Annotated in this window: 15 protein-coding genes; 9 read left to right on the top strand and 6 right to left on the bottom strand. The window is 71.7% G+C overall.

From position 1 onward, the window contains the following. Positions 1–31: 31 nt before the first annotated feature. Together WME97_RS09605 and WME97_RS09600 are read left to right on the top strand one after the other, a co-directional pair. Entirely contained in the window at positions 32–922 is an 891-nt protein-coding gene (locus tag WME97_RS09605) for an AraC family transcriptional regulator (RefSeq protein ID WP_437551354.1), read from the top strand. 69 nt (positions 923–991) lie between these two features. Next, positions 992–1,945, top strand: a complete 954-nt coding sequence (locus WME97_RS09600; protein ID WP_437551352.1) for an alpha/beta hydrolase family protein — start codon at positions 992–994, stop codon at positions 1,943–1,945. Here WME97_RS09600 and WME97_RS09595 read toward each other — a convergent pair. After that, complete coding sequence (locus WME97_RS09595) at positions 1,924–3,339, bottom strand: PQQ-dependent sugar dehydrogenase (protein ID WP_437551350.1); 1,416 nt, start codon at positions 3,337–3,339, stop codon at positions 1,924–1,926. The genes WME97_RS09600 and WME97_RS09595 overlap by 22 nt on opposite strands. A gap of 51 nt (positions 3,340–3,390) precedes the next feature. Here WME97_RS09595 and WME97_RS09590 point away from each other — a divergent pair, with 51 nt between their 5' ends. Beyond that, positions 3,391–4,566 (top strand): hypothetical protein, encoded by a 1,176-nt coding sequence (locus WME97_RS09590; protein ID WP_437551348.1) that lies wholly within the window; start codon positions 3,391–3,393, stop codon positions 4,564–4,566. Positions 4,567–4,866: 300 nt separating this feature from the next. Next, complete coding sequence (locus WME97_RS09585) at positions 4,867–6,180, top strand: inositol-3-phosphate synthase (protein WP_437551346.1); 1,314 nt, start codon at positions 4,867–4,869, stop codon at positions 6,178–6,180. A 33-nt stretch (positions 6,181–6,213) separates the two neighbouring features. Here WME97_RS09585 and WME97_RS09580 read toward each other — a convergent pair whose 3' ends face one another. Further along, positions 6,214–7,053 (bottom strand): calcium-binding protein, encoded by an 840-nt coding sequence (locus WME97_RS09580; RefSeq protein WP_437551344.1) that lies wholly within the window; start codon positions 7,051–7,053, stop codon positions 6,214–6,216. A 187-nt stretch (positions 7,054–7,240) separates the two neighbouring features. Then, a complete protein-coding gene (locus WME97_RS09575; protein ID WP_437551343.1) occupies positions 7,241–8,359 on the bottom strand; it encodes a diacylglycerol/lipid kinase family protein in 1,119 nt (372 codons plus the stop codon). 480 nt (positions 8,360–8,839) lie between these two features. Between WME97_RS09575 and WME97_RS09570 the strand changes: the two genes are divergently transcribed. Further along, a complete protein-coding gene (locus WME97_RS09570) occupies positions 8,840–9,523 on the top strand; it encodes a hypothetical protein (RefSeq protein ID WP_012234436.1) in 684 nt (227 codons plus the stop codon). Between the two features lie 28 nt (positions 9,524–9,551). On the opposite strand, the gene WME97_RS09565 is transcribed toward WME97_RS09570, so the two are convergent. Further along, positions 9,552–11,066 carry an ATP-binding protein gene (locus tag WME97_RS09565; protein ID WP_437551341.1) on the bottom strand — a complete coding sequence of 505 codons (1,515 nt, stop codon included), beginning with the start codon at positions 11,064–11,066 and terminating at the stop codon, positions 9,552–9,554. 99 nt (positions 11,067–11,165) lie between these two features. On the opposite strand from WME97_RS09565, the gene obgE reads away from it, so the two are divergent. Beyond that, on the top strand, positions 11,166–12,206 hold the full coding sequence (gene obgE / locus WME97_RS09560; RefSeq protein ID WP_437551339.1) for a GTPase ObgE: 1,041 nt from the start codon (positions 11,166–11,168) through the stop codon (positions 12,204–12,206). A gap of 374 nt (positions 12,207–12,580) precedes the next feature. Next, positions 12,581–14,332, top strand: a complete 1,752-nt coding sequence (locus WME97_RS09555; RefSeq protein WP_437551337.1) for a hypothetical protein — start codon at positions 12,581–12,583, stop codon at positions 14,330–14,332. Here the strand turns inward: WME97_RS09555 and WME97_RS09550 are convergent. Beyond that, positions 14,324–16,402, bottom strand: coding sequence for a CotH kinase family protein (locus WME97_RS09550; protein WP_437551335.1), 2,079 nt, complete (start codon positions 16,400–16,402; stop codon positions 14,324–14,326). The genes WME97_RS09555 and WME97_RS09550 overlap by 9 nt on opposite strands. A 173-nt stretch (positions 16,403–16,575) precedes the next feature. On the opposite strand from WME97_RS09550, the gene WME97_RS09545 reads away from it, so the two are divergent. After that, complete coding sequence (locus WME97_RS09545) at positions 16,576–17,214, top strand: Uma2 family endonuclease (protein ID WP_437551334.1); 639 nt, start codon at positions 16,576–16,578, stop codon at positions 17,212–17,214. Positions 17,215–17,272: 58 nt separating this feature from the next. Here the strand turns inward: WME97_RS09545 and WME97_RS09540 are convergent, their stop codons facing one another. Then, on the bottom strand, positions 17,273–18,163 hold the full coding sequence (locus tag WME97_RS09540; RefSeq protein ID WP_437551332.1) for an NAD-dependent epimerase/dehydratase family protein: 891 nt from the start codon (positions 18,161–18,163) through the stop codon (positions 17,273–17,275). A 232-nt stretch (positions 18,164–18,395) separates the two neighbouring features. Here WME97_RS09540 and WME97_RS09535 point away from each other — a divergent pair, with 232 nt between their 5' ends. Next, positions 18,396–19,064 (top strand): hypothetical protein, encoded by a 669-nt coding sequence (locus tag WME97_RS09535; RefSeq protein ID WP_437551330.1) that lies wholly within the window; start codon positions 18,396–18,398, stop codon positions 19,062–19,064. The last annotated feature ends 139 nt before the right edge of the window (positions 19,065–19,203 follow it).

The raw sequence follows: 19,203 nt of genomic DNA, 5'->3' as shown, positions 1-19,203 counted from the left end.
TACCTTGCCTCTCGCCGAGGAGGACGCCGCGTTGACCGAAGCCGCCGAGAACGCGTACATCGCCAGGTTCCGCAGGGTGCTCGAGCACATCGACGCGCACCTGGACGAGGAGCTGACGCTCGAGCGGCTGAGCGGCGTCGCCGCGTTCTCGAAGTACCATTTTCACCGGCAGTTCTCCGAGCTGTTCGGGATGGGAGTCCACGAGTACGTGAAGCTCGTCCGCCTGCGGAGCGCGTCCTACCGGCTCGCGCTCCCGGACCGGGAGCACGCCCGGATCATCGATATCGCGATGGCGAGCGGCTACGAGAGCCCCGAGGCCTTCTCGCGCGCCTTCAAGAGGGCCTTCGGGCAGTCCCCCTCCGAGTTCCGGGAGCAGCCCCGGTGGGATCCCTGGCACGCGACCCATGAGCGCCTGCGAGAGACAAGGGCCCTCCCCATGAAGGCCGCTCACCGCGCCGAGGACGTGGCGATCGTGCGGTTCGAGGAGACGCGCGTCGCCGCCTTCGAGCACCGGGGCGACCCGAAGCGGATCCTGGAATCGGTGCGCCGGTTCATCGCGTGGCGCAGGGAGAACAAGCTCCCGCCGGGAGTCAGCGCGACCTTCAACGTCCTGTACGACGACCCGGCCGAGACCCCGCCGGAGGCCTACCGCGCGGACCTCTGCGCCAGCATCCACCGCCCCATTTCAGAGAACCAGCACGGCGTCGTCGAGAAGGCGATCCCCGGCGGCCGCTGCGCCGTCCTGCGGCACGTCGGATGCGACGACACGCTCTACGTGGCAGTGAGGTACCTCTATGCGACGTGGCTCCCCATGAGCGGAGAGGATCTGCGGGATTTCCCGCTCTTCCTGCAGCGGGTGCGCTTCTTCCCGGAGGTGCCCGATCACGAGGCCGTCACGGACGTCTTCCTCCCGCTCCAGTGAGCTTCCCGTGAACAGACAGGCATCGTCCCTGGTCTTCCCATCCCCCCGACACCGTCCGGAGAAACGAGCATGAATCGATCCGTGGGCTGCCGCAGCCTGACCGTTCGAGACCCGATGAACGACCTCTCGTTCCCGGTCCTCGTGATGTACCCGACGCACGTCCCTGCCGGGGTCGTCGCCATGGGGCCTTACTCGATCGAGGCGGCCTGGAATGCGCCCGTGCACGGCGGCTCTCTCCCCTTCGTGGTCATCTCGCATGGCGGCGGCGGGACGCCCCTCGGGTATCGGACGCTCGCGTCCCACCTCGCACAGAGCGGCTATGTCGTCGCGATGCCCGAGCACCCCGGCGACAATCGCAACGATCGGTCCCTGACCGAGGCGATCGAGAACCTGGAGCGCCGGCCCCGGCACGCTCGGCTGGCGGTGGACGCTGTCTGCACCGACGCCGAGCTCGGGCCTCGCCTGCTGGGCGACGACATCGCCGTCATCGGGCACTCGATGGGTGGCTACACCGCGCTCGCCCTCGCGGGCGGGCAGCCCTGGACGGGGCCGGGGCAGAGGGTCGCGGTCACGAAGGACCCGCGCGTCAAGGCGCTGGTCTTGATGGCCCCCGCGGCGTGCTGGTTCGTGCCCAACGACGCCTTGAAGGACGTCGATGTGCCCATCCTCCTGCTCGTGGCGGAGCACGACCGCATCGCGCCGAGATGGCAGGGGCAGCTCGTCCTCGACCTCGTCCCCGACCCGGCCCGGGTCACGTTCCAGGTCGTCGAGAACGCGAACCATCACTCGTTCCTGAGCCCGTTTCCTCCCCAGATGCGGCGCCCGGACTTCCTGCCCGCGATCGATCGCGCCGGGTTCGATCGCGAGGCGTTCCACCGCCAGCTCGAGCGCGACGTGCGCGAGTTCCTCGACACAGCGCTGCGGCAGAGCCCTTCGTCGCCGCCACGTCGACAGCCCGTCCCGGAGAGAGCGGGCGACGCGCCGGCGGCCGCGGAGCCACCTCAGCCAGGATCGAGCCGGTAGACGCGCCCCGTGTTGAACATCACCACGTAGACCTCCCCGGCCGCGTCCTCGCCGAACGAGGACGGGAGTCCGTTCGGGTTCAACGCCGAGGTCAGCTCGACGGGATCGGTCGCTGCCTTGCCGTCCCACACGAAGGAGAAGAAGCGGCCCGTCACGTAGTCGGCGTACAGGTAACGGCCGCGCAGGCACGGGATCTTCGCCCCGCGGTAGACATAGCCGCCGACGATGGAGCCCGCCTCGCTCCGCGGGTGCTCGACCGCGGGCGGGAGGCCGCGCGGCTTGCACGTCGCGCCAGGAGGGTAGCAATGGGCGCCCTCCATCGCTTCCCAGCCGTAATCGTTCCTGCCCTGGCCAGGGCGCTCCACCAGGATCTCCTCCCAGCTCTTCTGGCCGACATCGCCGATGTACAGGTCCCCGGTGAGCCGGTCGAAGCTGAACCGCCACGGGTTCCGGAGCCCGTAGTCCCAGATCATCGGGTCGCCGCTCGTCATGTTGCCCGCCGGCGCCTTGCCCGGCTGATCGACGTCGATGCGGAGGATCTTGCCGAGCTTCGAGGTGAGATCGGCCGCGGGGCTCGGCGATCGCGCGGAGTCGCCGATCGCGGCGTAGAGATGGCCGTCCTTGCCGAAGGCGAGCATCCCGCCGACGTGGTTCCAGGCGCCGTGCTTCACGTCGACCAGCGACCTGACCGGCTCGGGATGGGCGGAGTCGCCGCCCTGCGCCGCGCGCTTCCACTCCTCGATCACCACGTTGCCGCGCGGGGCCGACGAATAGTGGAGCCAGAAGCGCCCGTTGTTCGCGTAGTCCGGGTGGAACGCGAGCCCGAGCAGGCCGCCCTCCGCGTTCGGCGCCGGGAAGAACACGCGCGAGCGCACGTCGAGGAACGGCGCCTGCTGGACGGCGCCGCCCTTGATGAGCCGGACGACCCCCGTCTTTTCGAGCACGAGGAGGCGCGACGGATCGCCGGGCGGCCCGGCGACATACGTCGGCTGCTCGAGCCCGCTCGCCACCAGGGTGAGCTTCAGCTGCGGGACGCCCCCGCACTTCGCCGGGCGAGCGAGATCCGAGGCGCTCGCGGGCGCCCCCTGCGCCGCGGGGGCGCCTTGCGTGGCGGGCGCCCCCTGCGCCCCCTGCGCGGCCGGCGTGTCTTGCGCGGCGAGCGCCGCGCCAGGCGCCCCCGTGCCCCCCTGAGCCGCCTGGACGGGGTTCCCCGCCGCGGCCTGGCCGGGAGGGCCGCCCTCACGAGGCTCCTCGGGCGGCCCCGCGACCTGCACGCGCCTGTCGCAGGCGGCTACACTGCCAGCCAGCAGGAGGCACCAGGCGGTCCGATGGCACGCTCTCGTCACATAGGCAGCGCGCCCCACGACGCGCCGGTGGCTCGGTCTCTCGGGCAAGCGGGTACCTCCCTTTCCACCTTCACCACGAGAGGCCGCGCCTGGCAAGCCGTGGCCGCGTCGCTGCTGCTGGCCGGCTGCGGCGGCTGCGGCGCGCAGGAGGCGCCCCGGCCCGAACCTCTCCCCACCGCACCGGGCCAGACCGTCCCGGCGGCCGCGCCCACCACGCGCGCGGCCGGCACAGGCGATCGCCCCGGCCAAGGCGCGGCCCAGGCGCCCGGAGGCCTGCCGCCGTGCAAGGACGGCGACACCGATCCTCACGATCTCCGCTGCACCGGGCTTTACAGCGACCCCGGCGCGCGCACGATCGCGGCGGGTGTCCGCGAGTTCAAGCCCGCCTTCGAGCTCTGGAGCGACGGCGCCGAGAAGACGCGGTGGATCTACCTCCCTCTGGGCGCGACCATCGATGTCTCCCGGATGAACGACTGGATCTTTCCTGTCGGCACCAGGCTGTGGAAGGAGTTCCGTCTGCCCGTCGCCGGCGCGAGCCGCCGTATCGAGACGAGGTTCCTGTGGAAGACCGCGGAGGATCGCTGGACGCGCGCCACCTACGCCTGGTCGGAGGACGGAGCGAGCGCGACGCAGGTGAAGGCCGGCGTCCCCCACGTCCCCGGCGCCCCCGACTATGCGATCCCGGCGCAGGTCGACTGCATCCGTTGCCACGCTGGCAAGACCGACAACCCGCTTGGATTCGAGGCGATCCAGCTCGCCGCGCGGGGCGCCGACGGCCTGACGTATGCCGAGCTCGTCGAGCGCGGCCTCCTGTCGACGACCTCCGGCGGCCCGCTCCCCGACGCGGCCGCGCTCGAGGTGCCCGGGAACGCGACGGAGCGGCGCGCCCTCGGCCTGCTGCACGTCAACTGCGGCGTCTCGTGCCACCACCCGCGCGGCGTCGCAACGCACTTCGAGATGCGCCTCGACATCGACGCCGCCGGCCGGGTGGGCAACGTGCCCGGCACGCGCGTCTACCAGACGGCGATCAACCAGCCCGCGAAGGTCCGCCCGCCCGGAGCACCGCCGGGAGCCCGCTATGACCGGCTGAGGCCCCTCGATCCGGATCGCAGCGCCGTGCTCCGCAGCATGTCGCGGCGCGACGTGCCCGGCGCGCCGCCCGAGCAGATGCCGCCACTCGCGACCCGGCGCGTCGACGAGGAGGCCGTCGCCGCGATCCGCGCCTGGATCGAGGCGATGACCCCCGCCGCCGGCTACCCGCGCCCCTCCCCTTGATCGCGATCGCCCGCCGGGGTTGCCCGGCGCGTCGCGAACATGCCATCTCCTGGCAGCACCTCATGCCGCCGTCCGAGGCGCCGGGAGGAAGGGAGCGCCGGAAACGCGCGAAGGGCGCCCGCGGGAAACGCCATCGCGCGCGCGCCGGGCCCGTGGTGATCGCGGTCCTCGAGCTTCATGCTCCCGGCGGGTCGCAGCGCCGCGCGGCCTCGACCGACCTCGCGCTCGCCGTGCCCACGGCGCCGGCGGATGCCCGCCCTCGCCCGGCGAGCGCCCACGACCACGGGGGGAACACGTCACGTGAAGCAGCCGAAAGAGATCAAGACCGCGGAGGGCAAGCTCGGGGTCCTGCTGCCGGGGCTGGGCGCCGTCTCCACGACGACCATCGCGGGCGCCCTGCTCGCGCGGCGCGGGCTCGCGGCGCCCATCGGGTCGCTCACCCAGATGGGCACGATCCGGCTCGGCCGGCGCACCGACGAACGCGCGCCAAGGATCAAGGATTTCCTGCCGCTCGCGGCGCTCGATCAGCTGGTGTTCGGCGCGTGGGACATCTTCCCCGACAACGCCTACGAGTCGGCGCGGCACGCGGACGTGCTCGAGCACCGCCACCTCGACGCCGTCCGCGAGGAGCTCGAGCGGATCCGCCCGATGCCCGCGGTGTTCTACCCGCAGTACGTCCGGCGGCTCCACGGCAACCACGTGAAGAAGGGCGCGAGCAAGGCCGCGATGGTCGAGCAGGTCCGGGAGGATATCCGCGCCTTCCTGCGCGACAGCGGCGCTGCGCGCGCCGTCGCCGTCTGGTGCGGATCGACCGAGGTCTATATCGCGCCCGCGGAGGTCCACTCCTCCGTCGCGCGCTTCGAGGCGGGCCTCGCCGAGGACCACCCGGCGATCTCGAGCTCCCAGATCTACGCGTGGGCCTGCCTGAAGGAGCGCGTCCCGTTCGCGAACGGCGCCCCGAACCTGACGGTCGATTTCCCGGCCGCGTGGGAGCTCGCGAGCAAGCAGGAGGTCCCCATCGCCGGCAAGGACTTCAAGACCGGCCAGACGCTGATGAAGACGGTGATCGCCCCGGGGCTCAAGGCGAGGATGCTCGGCGTCGCGGGGTGGTTCTCGACGAACATCCTCGGCAACCGCGACGGCGAGGTGCTCGACGACCCGGACTCGTTCCGATCGAAGGAGGTCTCGAAGCTCGGGGTGCTCGAGCACATCCTCCAGCCGCACGTCCACGGCGAGCTCTATGGCAAGCTCTTCCACAAGGTGCGAATCGAGTACTACCCCCCTCGGGGCGACGCCAAGGAGGGGTGGGACAACATCGATCTCGTCGGCTGGCTCGGCTACCCGATGCAGGTGAAGTTGAACTTCCTCTGCCGCGACTCGATCCTCGCCGCGCCCCTCGTGCTCGACCTGGCGCTCCTCCTCGATCTCGCGCAGCGCGCCGGGCTGCGCGGCACGCAGGAGTGGCTCAGCTTCTACTTCAAGAGCCCCATGACCGCGCCGGCCCTGTACCCGGAGCACGATCTCTTCATCCAGTCGATGAAGCTCAAGAACACGATGCGCTGGCTCATGGGGGAGGACCTCATCACCCACCTGGGCAACGAGTACTACGACTGATCGCCCGCAGCTCCGCGCCGCCCCGCGGCGGCGTCACTGCCAGCGCAGGTGCACGTCGACGACCGCGCCCGTCCGCGTCGAGGCGCCCTCCGAGAACGTGAACGAGGCCCGCTCGATCTCGCAGTTGCCGCGCGCGTCACAGCGCCGCTCGCGCCCGTACGAGAGCTCGATCGCGACGAGCCCGCGCGACGCGATCGGCTCGAGCTCGCCGGCGCTCGACGCGCGGTTCGCGTCGCGGTCGCTCCAGAGCACGAGCCGCGACCACGCCTCGTCCCGCGCCGTGATCCGGCCGTCTCCGTCGGTGTCGAGCTCGCGGAGCGCGGTGAACCCGTTGTCCGCGCGGGCGCCGCTCGAGAGCACCGTCGCCGAGCCGAACAGCTCCTCGCCGCCGTCGATCGCCCCGTTGCCGTCCCGATCGAGCGCGAGCCACGGCGTCGCCGCGGTCGGCCAGTCGGTGGCGATCGTCGCCCCGAGCCCGCTCAGATCGAAGGCGCCGCTCATCGCGGTCACGTACTCGACCGGCCGTTGCTCGAACGAGAGCACGAGCGGCGTGCTGGCGGCGCCGCCGCCCGCCTGGCACCCGGTCCAGGTCGCCACCCCGTCGATGTTCTCGCACTGCTCGAAGCCCTCCGTCCCGTTGGCGGTGCAGCTCCGGGACTCGCCGATCTCACACGCCGCCTCGGCCTCCTCCCCTTCGAGCTCCTCACCTTCGAGCTCCTCGCCTTCGAGCGCGCCCTCGTCGGTGCCCTCACCGCTTTCCCCTTCCGTCACCTGCGCGGCGCATCCAGCGCCGATCGACGCCACGCCGAGGAGGAGCGCAAGCGAGGCAATTCCCATCGAACCGGAGCAAAGAATGGTCAGCTTGATGTTCATGGCACAGACCCGGAGCAAGCGTTGCGCCAGCCCCTCGCCGCCCGCTCATCCCGCGAAATCCCCGGGGATCATGGCACCAGGAGCCCCTGAAGCGCCCTGAAGTGCCACCCTGCGCCAGGAGCACGACGCGAGTCGTGCCACTCTGGTCCAATCCGTGTCGTCTCACGCCCTGCCGGACGGGTGAGCCTTATCCGCGCGGCGGCGCGTAGAAATCGACGATCCGGATCGGCTCGGTCAGGCGTACGCGCACCCGCGATCGCTCACCGCGGACGTCGCCGCCGATCTGGAAGCTCGTCACCGGGTCCATCTCGATCGTGACCTCGTCCACGAAGTAATCGAACACCGTCTCCAGGTCGTCGTACTCGCCGCTCCAGATGCTCGAGAAGTTGCGCACGAACGTGAACGGCGAGACGACCGACACGCGCAGCTGCATCCGGTCCTGGCGATCGTCCGCATAGGGGAACATCCGGAAGCCGAAGCCGTAATAGGGGATCGTCGACAGCGCCGCGATCTTCGCCGGCCCCTCGTAGATGACGCCGCCCTTCTTGATGGGCGCCCCCAGCATCGCCCCCTTCTCGCCGACGCGGATCGCGTCGTTGCCCTCGTTGATGATGCGGCAGTGCGGTGTTCGCCGCACGAGGTAGCTCGGGATCGTCCGCGTCGTCGCGGCGACGGCGTACGCCACCGGCCCCGGCGCGAGCCGCTTCAGCGGGCCCCGCGCGAGCGCCGACTTCACCGCGTTGTAGTCGCGGAGCATCACCGCATCGATCCCGAAGCCGCAGAACGGCGACAGGATGTCCTCGGCCTCCACCAGCCGCAGGTTCCGGCTCCCGGCCTCGGCGCGGAGCCGCTGGAGATCGACCGCGAGCCCGGGCTTCGCGCCCGCGCCGCCGGACGCGCCGAGCACCCACGCCAGCGAGTTGCCCGTCCCCAGGCGGAGCAGCCCGAACCGCGGCAGCGGCAGCCCGCGCCGCTTCGCCTCGTTCACCACGGCCGTCACCACCACCGTGAACGTCCCGTCGCCGCCGCCCGTGAGGATCGTGCCGTAACCCCGGTCGACCAGGATCCGCGCGATGCCCTCGCTCTCCTCCACCCGCCGCGAGACGAACAGATCCCCCGTGTCAAGGATCTGATCGAGCGTCTCGATCACCTCCGCCGTCACGCTCTTGGCGTTGCCGTTCACCACCACGGCAATCCGGCTGCTCGCCGCGCCTCGCGGTATCTCGCTCGCACGACGCGGCGCATCAGCGACCGCGGCCTTGGGGACGTCATCGGCGGGGCCGCGACCGGCGGGCGGAGAGGTCATACACCGCGATCTACCACGACCCACCCCTTCGCTTGGAGCGCGGGATGACGCGGGATCGCGCGGGATGCGCTGGATGGCTGCTGGATGACCAACCGCCCGGCCGGCGGCCGGCGCGCAACAGGCGCGGCGGGCGTGGCCTTCGCCGGACCGCAGCGCCGAGCCCGCCGGGGCCGGCGATCGTGGACCGATGTGGCCGGCGCGACCCAGCGGCCCGCCCGACGACCGGCTTTCCGCGAGGCCCGATAGCGTGCGATGCTCGCTGGTTTTGGCTCCCGGACCGATCTTGGGTCATGCTGCCCTTCGGGAAAGCGAAAAGCCTCCCCGAAACTTAGTGGACGGGGTGGTCGATTTTTTGGTAAGGCGACGACCTGGTGAGCCAATTGGGCTTGACAGCCGTGCGGGTCTTTACCGCCGCGCGGGCGGCGCGCGCTTGAGGCGAAGGGCCGCGACGATCTCGTACCCAGCGGGGGACGCAGCGACATGCCGAAGATCACAAAGCAGGGCAGCTCCGAGAAGGCGACGGGTATGAAGAAGAAGGCCTCTTCGAGCAGCAAGGGGGGCGCAGAAGCTCAGCTTGCCAAGCCCGTGAATCCGGTAATCAAGGAAGATTCGAAATCGGCGTCGAGCGCGTCGAAGCGTAAGCTCGGCCTCCGTGGCGCTGCGCCCTGGGCTGCGCGGCACGCCGCGAAGCACGCCGCCGAGGCGCGGGCCCGGGCCGCGGAGCCGGCGCCCCCTGGCAGCGCCCGGGCGACCATCCGCGTGCCGAGCGGCGCCGAGGAGATCAAGGCGAAGATCGCCGAGCTCCACAACCAGACCCAGAAGATCCGCACGCTCCGCAAGCGGCTCGACAAGGGGTTCTTCGATATCGGGGTGGTGCTCGCCGAGATCCAGCAGCAGGAGCTGTATCAGGCGAAGGGCTACGGCTCGTTCGAGGCGTTCCTCGAGCGCGAGATCGACCTCGGCAAGCAGACGTCGTTGCGCCTCATCAAGGTCGCCCACGTCTTCCAGCGCGAGGTGGCCCTCGACTACGGCATGGACCGGCTGTTCGTCGCGCTCGCCGCCCTCGAGGGCGAGGTGCCCAAGCCCGCCCCCTCCGCGATCCCCTCCGCCCCCGGCTCCAAGCCTCCCCTTCCCCTGAAGCCCCCGATGCGCATCGTCGGCTGAGCGACGTGGGGCCGCCGCGGCGGCCCCATCAGCTGCCAGCGCCGCGGGGGGGTGACGAGCCGATCGGGCGCTCGACGGGCTCGGGGACGAAGCGGGGGAGCCTCACCCGGACCGTCGTGCCGTCGGCGGCGTGCGCGTCGACGTCCACGCGGCCCGCGTGCTGGTCGACGATCTTCCGGACGATCGCGAGCCCGAGCCCCGTGCCCGCCGCCTTCGTGGTGAAGAACGGATCGAAGATCTCGGCGAGGATCGTCGGCGCGATCCCTGGCCCCGTGTCCCCGATCGACAGCCACACCTCGTGCGCGTCCCCCGACGCGCACGCCCGCAAGACCCCGCCGTCGGGCATCACGTCGAGCGCGTTGACGACGAGGTTCAAGACCACCTGCTTGAGCTTCTCGACGTCGCCCAGCGCGAAGCAGTCGTCCGCCAGATCGCGGACGACCTCGACGTGGTGGCTCGCGAACGCCTCCTCCTCGAGGTCGAGCACGTCGCGCACGACGCGGGCCAGATCGACGGGCTCCCGGTGGGGGGCGCGCGGCCGGGCGAGCTCGAGGAACTCGCCGAGGAGCCGGCCCAGGCGGGCGATCTCCGCCTCGACGATGCCGACGCGCCGCTTCATGGGCTCGCGGATCGCCTCGTCGGAGAGGCGGTCGATGCCGCGGCTGAGCAGGTGGAGCTCCAGGACCGCGGCGTTCAGCGGGTTCCTGATCTCGTGGGCGAGCCCGAGGGCGAGCGGGGCCATGGCGTTCAGGGCCTCGGCGTCGGCGGCCCGCCGCTCCAGGGCGCGCCGCTCGGTCACGTCGATGCCGATGCCGTAGACGAGGTCGGTCCTGCCGCCGCGCCCGCCGCCGCGGACGCCGGAGAGGTGCCAGCGCACGCGGCGGACGGCGCCCACCGCGTCCCGGACGCCGACCTCGACCTCGGCGGCGGCGTCGCCCTCGACAACGCTCAGGAACGACTGGTTGAACCGGCGCTGATCGGGCTCGTCGACGAGCGCCTCGCAGAACGCCATGCCGAGCGCGGCGTCGCAGGACACGCCGGTCAGCGCGGACAGGCGCGGGTTGAAGAGCGCGACGCTGCCGCCGGCGTTCAGGCCGAGGATGAGCACGTCCGCCGCGTCGATGATCGCCCGGTACCGGCGCTCGAGCTCTTCCCGCTCCCGCTTCAGCGAGATCTTCTCGATCGCCTGGGCCACGGTGGAGATGAGCTCCTCGGGGCGGAACGACTTGAGGATGAAGGCGAAGGCGCCGGCGCGGAGCGCGGCCATGGCGGCGTCGACGGTCGCGAAGCCGGTCACGAGGACGATCTCGCCGTGGGGGGCGGCGGCGCGGAGCGGGGCGATGAGCTCGAGGCCGCTCGCGTCCGGCAGCTTGACGTCGACGACCGCGACGTCGAACCCGTCGCGCCGGGCGGCCGCGAGCCCCTGCTTGCCGTTGGGCGCGAGGGCGACCTCCACGTCGAGCTCGCGCGCGCCCTCGAGGACCTCGCGGAGGTTTCCGGCGAGGCTCGTGTTGTCGTCCACGATCAGGATTCGAGCGGGCACCTGGGGTCTCCTGGGCGAGCGGTCCGGCGGGCGGCCCGATGCGCGGGGCGCCCTTCCGCTTTGGGGTCTTTCCTAAATTGTATGCTATGAGCCGCCGTCATGCGGTTCGTCGATCGGTGCCGTCTGAAGGTGATCGCCGGGGATGGCGGCAATGGAGCGATCGCATTCCGTCGTGAGAAGTACATCCCGTTCGGGGGCCCCGCGGGTGGAGACGGCGGCCGCGGCGGGGACGTCGTCTTCGTGGGCGACGGAGGCCTGTCCACGCTACTCGACTTCACCTACGCGCGCACGATCGAGGCCGACCGGGGCGAGCACGGGATGGGGAGCGACTGCCACGGGCGCGCCGGCGCCGACCGGGTCGAGAAGCTCCCCGTGGGGACGCAGATCTTCGACGCGGAGAGCGGCGAGCTGATCGCCGACGTGACCGAGCAAGGCCAGCGGGTCATCGTCGCCCGCGGCGGCAAGGGGGGCCGCGGCAACCTGCACTTCAAGTCGCCGCACGACAGGGCCCCGCGGCGCGCCGAGCCGGGCGAGCCGGGCGAGGCCCGCGAGCTCCGCCTCGAGCTGAAGGTGCTCGCCGACATCGGCCTGCTCGGCTTCCCCAACGCCGGCAAGAGCACCTTCGTCGCGGCCGTCTCGGCGGCCCGGCCCAAGATCGGCGACTACCCGTTCACGACGCTCACCCCGATCCTGGGCATGGTCGAGATCGGGGGCGGCGTCCGGGCGGGCGGGTCGAGCTTCGTCATCGCGGACATCCCCGGGCTGGTCCCGGGCGCGAGCGAGGGGGTCGGGCTCGGCATCCAGTTCCTGAAGCACGTGGAGCGGACGCGGGCGCTCCTCCACCTCGTGACGCTCGACGCGGGCGAGGGCCGCGAGCCGCTCGCCGACTACCGGGCGCTCCGCAAGGAGCTCAAGAAGTTCAGCCCGGAGATCGCGGAGCGCCCGGAGATCGTCGTCCTGACGAAGGCCGATCTGACCGAGGTGCGCGAGGCCTACCCGAAGCTCAAGGCGCGGTTCGCGAAGGCGAAGGTGAAGCTCCACCTCATCAGCGCCGCGACGGGCGAGGGGGTGCCGGAGCTCGTCCGCGAGCTCGCGGCGCTCGCGCGCAGGCGGGAAGAGCCGGCAGAGCAGGAAGGCTGAGCGCCTCGGCCCGGACGGCGGGCGCGGCGCGCACCGACGGCGCGGCGTGAGCGCCGCCGCCGTCGGCGCATCGTGAGACGGCTGGGCCCGCTGGCTCGAACGGACACTGGCTCACGGAACGCGGAAGAACGCTGACGGCGGCGCAGAGCCGGCGCCGTGCGCCCCCTCGTCATCACATCACCCGTCATCCGGCGCACTGGAAAAAGGGGTTCACCCGCCCTCGTGCGCACAGGCACGAAGTGCTCTCACGTGGGCTGGTCCTCCACATCCGTCGTTCTCGGGTTCGAGCGGGCGCGCCGCACCTGGACAGGAGAGCGAAACTCGAGTCCAATTTACGATCCCGACTCACGTGTCCTGTCGGAAGGAGAAGCCCTATGCGCTGGTCGACCCCCAACAAACCGTCTTCTCTCGCGTGGCGTGTCGCCCTCGTCGTGGCGCTCGGCACGGGCGGGACGGCGCGCGCGGATGTGGTGCAGCCGAACGGCACAGTCGTCCCCGTGGTCACGAGCCGATTGAGCGATCTGCTGAACGGCTCGACGAAGAACGACATGCTCGACGAGATGATCGACGTCGTGGCCGACGCCGCGGTGGAGCCCCAGGTGTTCTCGCCGCTCTGCGAGTTCAGCGGCAAGTACATCGAGAAGGGGGGCGGCGCCAACTTCGCGGTCGGCTGGTACAACGTCGACGATGGCCGCGACAGCGGTGACCCGCCGCGGTACGTCCCCGTCGACACCGGAGCCAACCTCAGCACGCCGGCGCCGGAGAGCGATATCCAGATCCTCTTTCCGTTCTCTGGCTCCCTACCGCCCGCCGCGCAGCGCGAGCTGACGGCCGTCTCGATCCGGGAGAACCCCGCCTACGCGGGCGGCCTCATCGGCTTCGTGCTGATCCCCAACCCGAACGGCACCGGCAACGGCAACGCCACGCAGTACCATTACACCGAGCACCGGTTCAACGTGGAGTGTACGGTGTGCGAGACCCCGGGGCCCTGGTACTCCGATCTCATCTACAGGTCGAACCAGCTCGCCAACACGTTCTACCTGGGGTTCGAGGATCTCGATTTCCGGAACGCCGCCGGCAGCGCGGGCGTCAACGGCAATGATCTCGATTACGAGGACTTCCTGTTCCGCTTCTCCGGCATCACGTGCTCCGCGGCCGGCCAGCCGTGCGAGATCGAGGAGAACATGGGCGCGTGCCGCGCGGGCATCTCCGACTGCGACGCGCAGGGACAGGCGATCTGCACGCCGATCGTCGAGCCTGGCAGCCAGGCCGAGCAGTGCGACGGCATCGACAACGACTGCGACGACATCGTCGACGAGGAGGCGCCCTGTCCGGAGGACCAGGTGTGCAGCCGCGGCCGCTGCGTGAACCGCTGCGGCTCGGCCGAGTTCCCGTGCGAGCCGGGGCTCGTGTGCCTGGAGGGCCTGTGCGTCGAGCAGGCGTGCGTCGACGCGAACTGCGATGTCGGCGAGGTGTGCCATGACGGCGTGTGCCGCGCCCCGTGCGACGGCGTTGTGTGCCCGCACGGCCAGACCTGTCGCGGCGACCGCTGCCTGGATCCGTGCGACGGCGTGACGTGCGGCGCGGGCGAGGTGTGCGAGAGCGGCGTCTGCGTGGTCCAGTGCGGCTGCCGGGGCTGTCCCTCGGACGACCGCTGCGCCGCGGACACCGGGCGGTGCGTCGAGGCCGCGTGCGCCGACGTCGCGTGCGGCGCGGGCACCACGTGCCGTGGCGGGGCGTGCGTCGACCTCTGCGACGGCGTCGTGTGCCCCGCGGGCGAGCGGTGCGTGACCGGCATGTGCGCCGAGGAGCCGCCGGCTCCTGCCAGCACGACGGCGGCGGGTCCGACGCTCGACGTGGCCGCCTCGGTCGGCGCGGGCGACGCCGGCTCGGGCGCGGGCGGGGACGCCGCTTCAGGCTCGGGTGGGGCTCCCTCCACCGGCGCGGGCGGGGACGCGAGCGGGAGCGGGGAGTCGGCGGGCTGCAGCTGCAGCCTCGGCGGCGACGCGCCGTCCGCCGGCGGCGTCGCCGCGTTGCTCCTCGCCGTGAGCCTCGGGCTCCGCCGCAGGAGGGGCGGAGACCCGGAGCGCTCGGCCCCGGGCCTCCGTATCCGTCGTTCAGGGTGATCCGGACGTCGGCCCGAAGAACTCGACATCATCGATCTCGATGGTGCCCGAGTCGGCCTTGTCCTTGCCGAGGAAGCCGTTCGCGCGGACGCCGTTCATCTCCGCGCTGAAGGAGAGGCCGACGATCGACCGGAGCACGTCGTTCACGTCGTCGCCCGGGTCGCGCCCCTGATCGATGGCCCAGCCCGGGAGCGCCATGTCGGCGAACCTGAGCTCGATCAGCGTCGGCTCCGCGGTGAGCCGCACGTCCCATCCGTGGCGAACGCCCGTGAGCCCTTCGCTCTGCGCCGGGCTCTCGACGTCGAAGCGCATCCCGCGCGCCGCCTCCGCCCGCGCCCAGAAGCGGACCCCCTCGAGCGCCGTCGCGTCGATCGTGCCCTCGGCGAGAGGCACCCCGAAGTACACGTACTGCCCCCAGGGAGACGCCTCGTCGCGGAAGTCGAAGCGGAGGAGCATGCTCTGCGCGCCGTTCAGCGGATCTTCCTGCGAGAGGCCCTGCACGGCGCTCGACGCGTTGTTGGTGGACAGCACCGTCCCGACGTACAGCCCGAGCGTGTCCGCGGCCTCGAAGTCGTTGATCCCCGTCGCGGTGAACGAGAACGGCGCGAGGGGCGTGCCGCCGGCGAAGCGGCCCAGGCGCTCTCGCAGGATCGGCAGCTCGTTCCTGAGGCGCTCGACCGCGGGCTCCCACCCGGCGAGCCCGGGCCCGAGCGGGTCCTCCTCGACGGCGGTGCGGATCAGCGCCGCGTACTTGTCGACCTGCTCCTCGAGCCGCCCCTCGCTGAACGGGCCCTCGTGGAGCGCCTGCAGCGCGGCCTTGTAGCCCGCTGCGTCCTGGTTCAAGGCGGCGAACAGCGCATCGCAGCCCGGCGGGCGCACGTGCTCGGAGCCCATGAACACCGGGACCACGGCGCTGCAGTCCGCCGGCGTGTCCGTCCATCGCGGCACGTGGCCGAAGTAGGTGCTGGGGCCGAGGGTCTGATCGAGATCCCACGGGATGAGGTGGAACTTGCCCGAGGACGGCTCGTCGTAGAAGTAGAAGTTGTGGTTGAACGCGGCGCCCGCCTCGTTGGCGTAGTAGGTCGTGACGCCGTCCCAGTTCACGATCGTCTCGTCGACGGCCATGTACCGCTGCAGCTGCTCGATGTCCGTCCACTCCGACAGCGCGGCGAGCCTCTGCTCGCCCTCGGCGGACGCGAGGGCGGTCGAGAACGCGATGAATCGCTCGTGCGTGGCCACGTCTTCGTTCGTCTCGATCCGCTCCGCGTAGTAGCCGGCGTCGTCCGCGACCGGCCACGCTTCCTTGTAGAGATCGCCGTCCGGAGCCTCGGAGAAGTGGTGTTCCAGGAAGCGACCGTCCACGTCCTCGACCATCGAGAAGAGCCCTTGGGACTCGCCGTTCACGCGCAGCGTCGCCCACGCGCTCCGCGGGGCGGCGACGCCCATCTCCCGGAACAGGCCATAGGCGATCCGCTCGTGGAGCCGGGTGGGGTCCCAGATCATGGAGTGGAAGTTCAGGCGCTTCTGCGCGTAAAAGCGCTGTCCGTCGACGTACTCGTCGAACTTCACCTTCATGCTGAGCTTCGGACAGGTGAGGTTCCCCTCCCCGTCGAAGCACATGGCGAGGGTGCCGTAACCGCCCTTGAACCGCAGGCCGACCACGCCCAGGCTCTTGCCCTTGTAGCAGGCCTCGGCCTCGACATACTGCTCGTCGCGCGCGTTCTCCTTGAGCTCCGCCCAGCGCTCTTCCGGAAGGTAGAAGTCGAAGCGCGGGACCTCCTCCGCCGCGTACAGCTCGTCCGCGTCGCGGTCGGCCAGCGCGGGGTCGGACGGCTCGCACCGCGGCGTCGGGGGCTGCCCGCCGCTCCCGCCGTCGCTCGTGCCACCCTCTCCGCCGGCGCCTCCGCCTCCAGCGCCTCCGCCTCCAGCGCCTCCGCCTCCAGCGCCTCCAGCGCCAGCCCCGCCCGAGCCGCCTGGCCCGACGCCGCTGCTCGCGCCTTCGTCATCACCGCAACCTGCGCCCACCGAGGCAGCCGCAAGTGCAAGCACCATCCAATACCCAAGCTTCATCCAACGATCCTCCAAGAGCCTCGACCCTAGTCGTGGCCATCCCGTCCGTCGATGCCTGATTTTCACGGCAGGCATGGACTACTCGCTGGACATCGTGCGTCGCCGCGCCGCGTGACCCCGCGACCCCGCTCATGACCCGGCACGAGGCGCGCGGTGATGGTACTTTTCCAGGCGTGAGCCAGCGCCCGTATCCTGAGCCCCAGGCAGCCCGCCTCTTGTCCGTCGCGGAGTGGGCAGCGCTGCCGGAAGACGAAGCCGGTGAGCTCATCGATGGCCGCCTGGTCGAGGAAGAGATGCCCGATTGCGTCCACGAGCTGGCCGTCGCCTGGCTCATCCACACCCTGCGGGCCTGGCTCATCCCGCGCGGCGGCTTCGTCTTCGGCTCCGAGGTGAAGTACGCGCTCAAGCCGCGGCGCGGGCGCAAATCCGACGTGTCTGCGTTCCTCCCGACCTCGCGGAGGCCCCCGGCCCGTGGCGCCGTCGGCATCCCGCCGGACATCATGGTCGAGATCGTCTCCCCCTCACCGCGGGACAGCCGGCGCGATCGCGTCGAGAAGCTCGAGGAGTACGCCGCGTTCGGGGTGCGCTGGTACTGGCTGCTCGATCCGCAGCTCCGCACGCTGGAGATCCACGAGCTCGCGCGCGGCGGGCTCTACCAGCGCCGCCTCACCGCGCCCGGAGGGGTGCTCCGGGAGGTTCCGGGCTGCGAGGGGCTGACGCTCGATCTGGACGCGCTCTTCCGCGAGCTCGACCGGCTCGACGCGACGGATCCGCAGGAGCCGCCGCAAGGCAGCGCGGACGACGAGGCGTAGCAGCGCAGGCGGCGAACGGCGCGGCCGCGCGGCGGTTCACCCGCGATGCCAGCGCGGCTCACCCGCGGTGCCGTGGGGCGCGCTCCCTCGCGGCGGGGGCCTGCGCCTCGGCCTCGACGGCCAGGCACGCCTCGAACCCCTCGATGTAGCTCGGGTAGAGCAGCGCCATCCCGAGGGCGCGCTTGATCTTCGCGTTGTCCACGGCGCGATCGTGGCGGAGCGTCTCGTGCAGATCCTCCCGCGGCGCCCCGGCCGGCAGCGCGAGGCCGAGCCGCGCGCAGAGCCAGCGGACGACCTCGATCTGCGGCACGGGCGCGTCGTCCGCGACCAGGAAGGCCTCGCCGGGGGCGGCGCGACCGGCGCGCTCCAGCGCCGCGAGCGCGAGGCGCGCGAGGTCCTCGACGTGGATGCGCGAGACGACGTTCCTGCCCTGCCGATCGCCCTCGCCGGTCATGCGGAAGTCGCCGCGCAAGAGCCGCTGGTGCAGGCCGCGGCCCGGGCCGTAGATGCCCGCGGCGCGCAGCACCACGGCGCCCCGCGCGCGGTACACGTCCTCGGCCGCGAGGCGCGCCGCCGCGCGGGGGCCGTCGGCCGACGTGGGCGTCGCCTCGTCGATGCGCCCCGTCGCGTCGCCGTACACGGCGGTCGACGAGACGTAGGCGATCGCGCGCGCGCGGCCGAGCGAAGGCGCGATCGCGGCGTCGGTCACGCCGTCGGGCGGGAAGGCGACGAGCACGTCCGCGCCGTCCGTCACGAGCCGGTCGACGGCCTCGGCGGTGAGCGCCGGGAGGACGCTCACCTCGATGCCCGCCTGCGCGAGCTCCGCGGCGCGCTCCGGCGAGCGCGTCGTCGCGACGACGCGGCCGCCGGACGCCCTCCGCAGGCCGGCGACCACCGCGCCGGTGAAGCCGCAGCCGAGGACGATGAGCGGGGGGGAGGTGTTGAGCATGGGTGCTGGCGACGCTTCTACCAGCAAGCGCGAGAGGACGCCTCCGCGGCGCGAGAGCGCTGCCGGCCGCGCCCGAGGTGCACGGAGGGGGTCGCGACGTCGTCGCCTTCGTGCGGGTGGGTCGCCGGGTCTGCGCGCCGCCGCCTAGGATGGTCATGGTAGGACTGGCGGCCACGCTGCGACCGCGGGCATGGCGGGGGAGCGGCGCGCCGAAGGCAGGAAGGACAGGGAGATGGGTAATCGGGAGAGAGCGAAGACGCTGCTGCTCGTGGTCGCAACGGCGGGGCTCACCGCGTGTGAGGAGGACGGCTCGACCAACCCCCCGTCTCCACCGCTCGAGTGCGACAACGTCGCCCGCAGCTCCTGGCAAGGGCTGTGGGCGACGGGGTGGTTCAACAGGAATCCCGAGGATGATCCCTCGGCTCCCCTCCTCATTGAGCTGAACCATGACGGCGAGTGGACCGAGCCCCCCGTCGTGACGGCCTTGTCCGGAATGACCATCCGCGCCTTCAACGAGTCGAGGACCATCGTTGCCCGCATGGACGACGGCGCCACAATCGCCAGTTTCCATGTGCGCGGCCAGCTCGCTGACAGCGAGACGACGTGCGACGTGGACCGCACGTTCACCGTGACGCTCGACGAAGCGCACAGGATCGAGATCACGAGGCACGACGCGCTCCCGTTCCTGCCGCACAGGCACGCCTCGCTCGAGCCGCGCAGGCACGCCTCGTTCGACGTGATGCGATGCGACGGCGGCGACGTCGGGCTGCGCGCGCCGGGCGGCGACGACGACGAGCGCGTCCCACGGACGAAGGCCGCTGGCACCACCGAGGCGACGGCCGACGTGGCGCGCGGCGACGCTGGCCGGAGGGGCCGGGCAACGACCAGGCGAAGAGGCTGAGCGAGCGCGGCGAGCGCAGCCCCGCGCCGGCGTCGTGGCATCTCGACCTCACGGGTCGACGGCCCGCGCCCCGGGGACCCGCGCCGGCCGCTCCCACGGCCCGGACGACGCGGATCCAACGGATGGTCGAGGGCCCGCG

The sequence above is a fragment of the Sorangium sp. So ce367 genome (assembly GCF_051520455.1).
Taxonomy (GTDB): Bacteria; Myxococcota_A; Polyangia; order Polyangiales; family Polyangiaceae; genus Sorangium; species Sorangium cellulosum_B.
The sequence above is the reverse complement of the archived record's forward strand: the minus strand, read 5'-3'. Positions and strand labels throughout refer to the sequence as shown.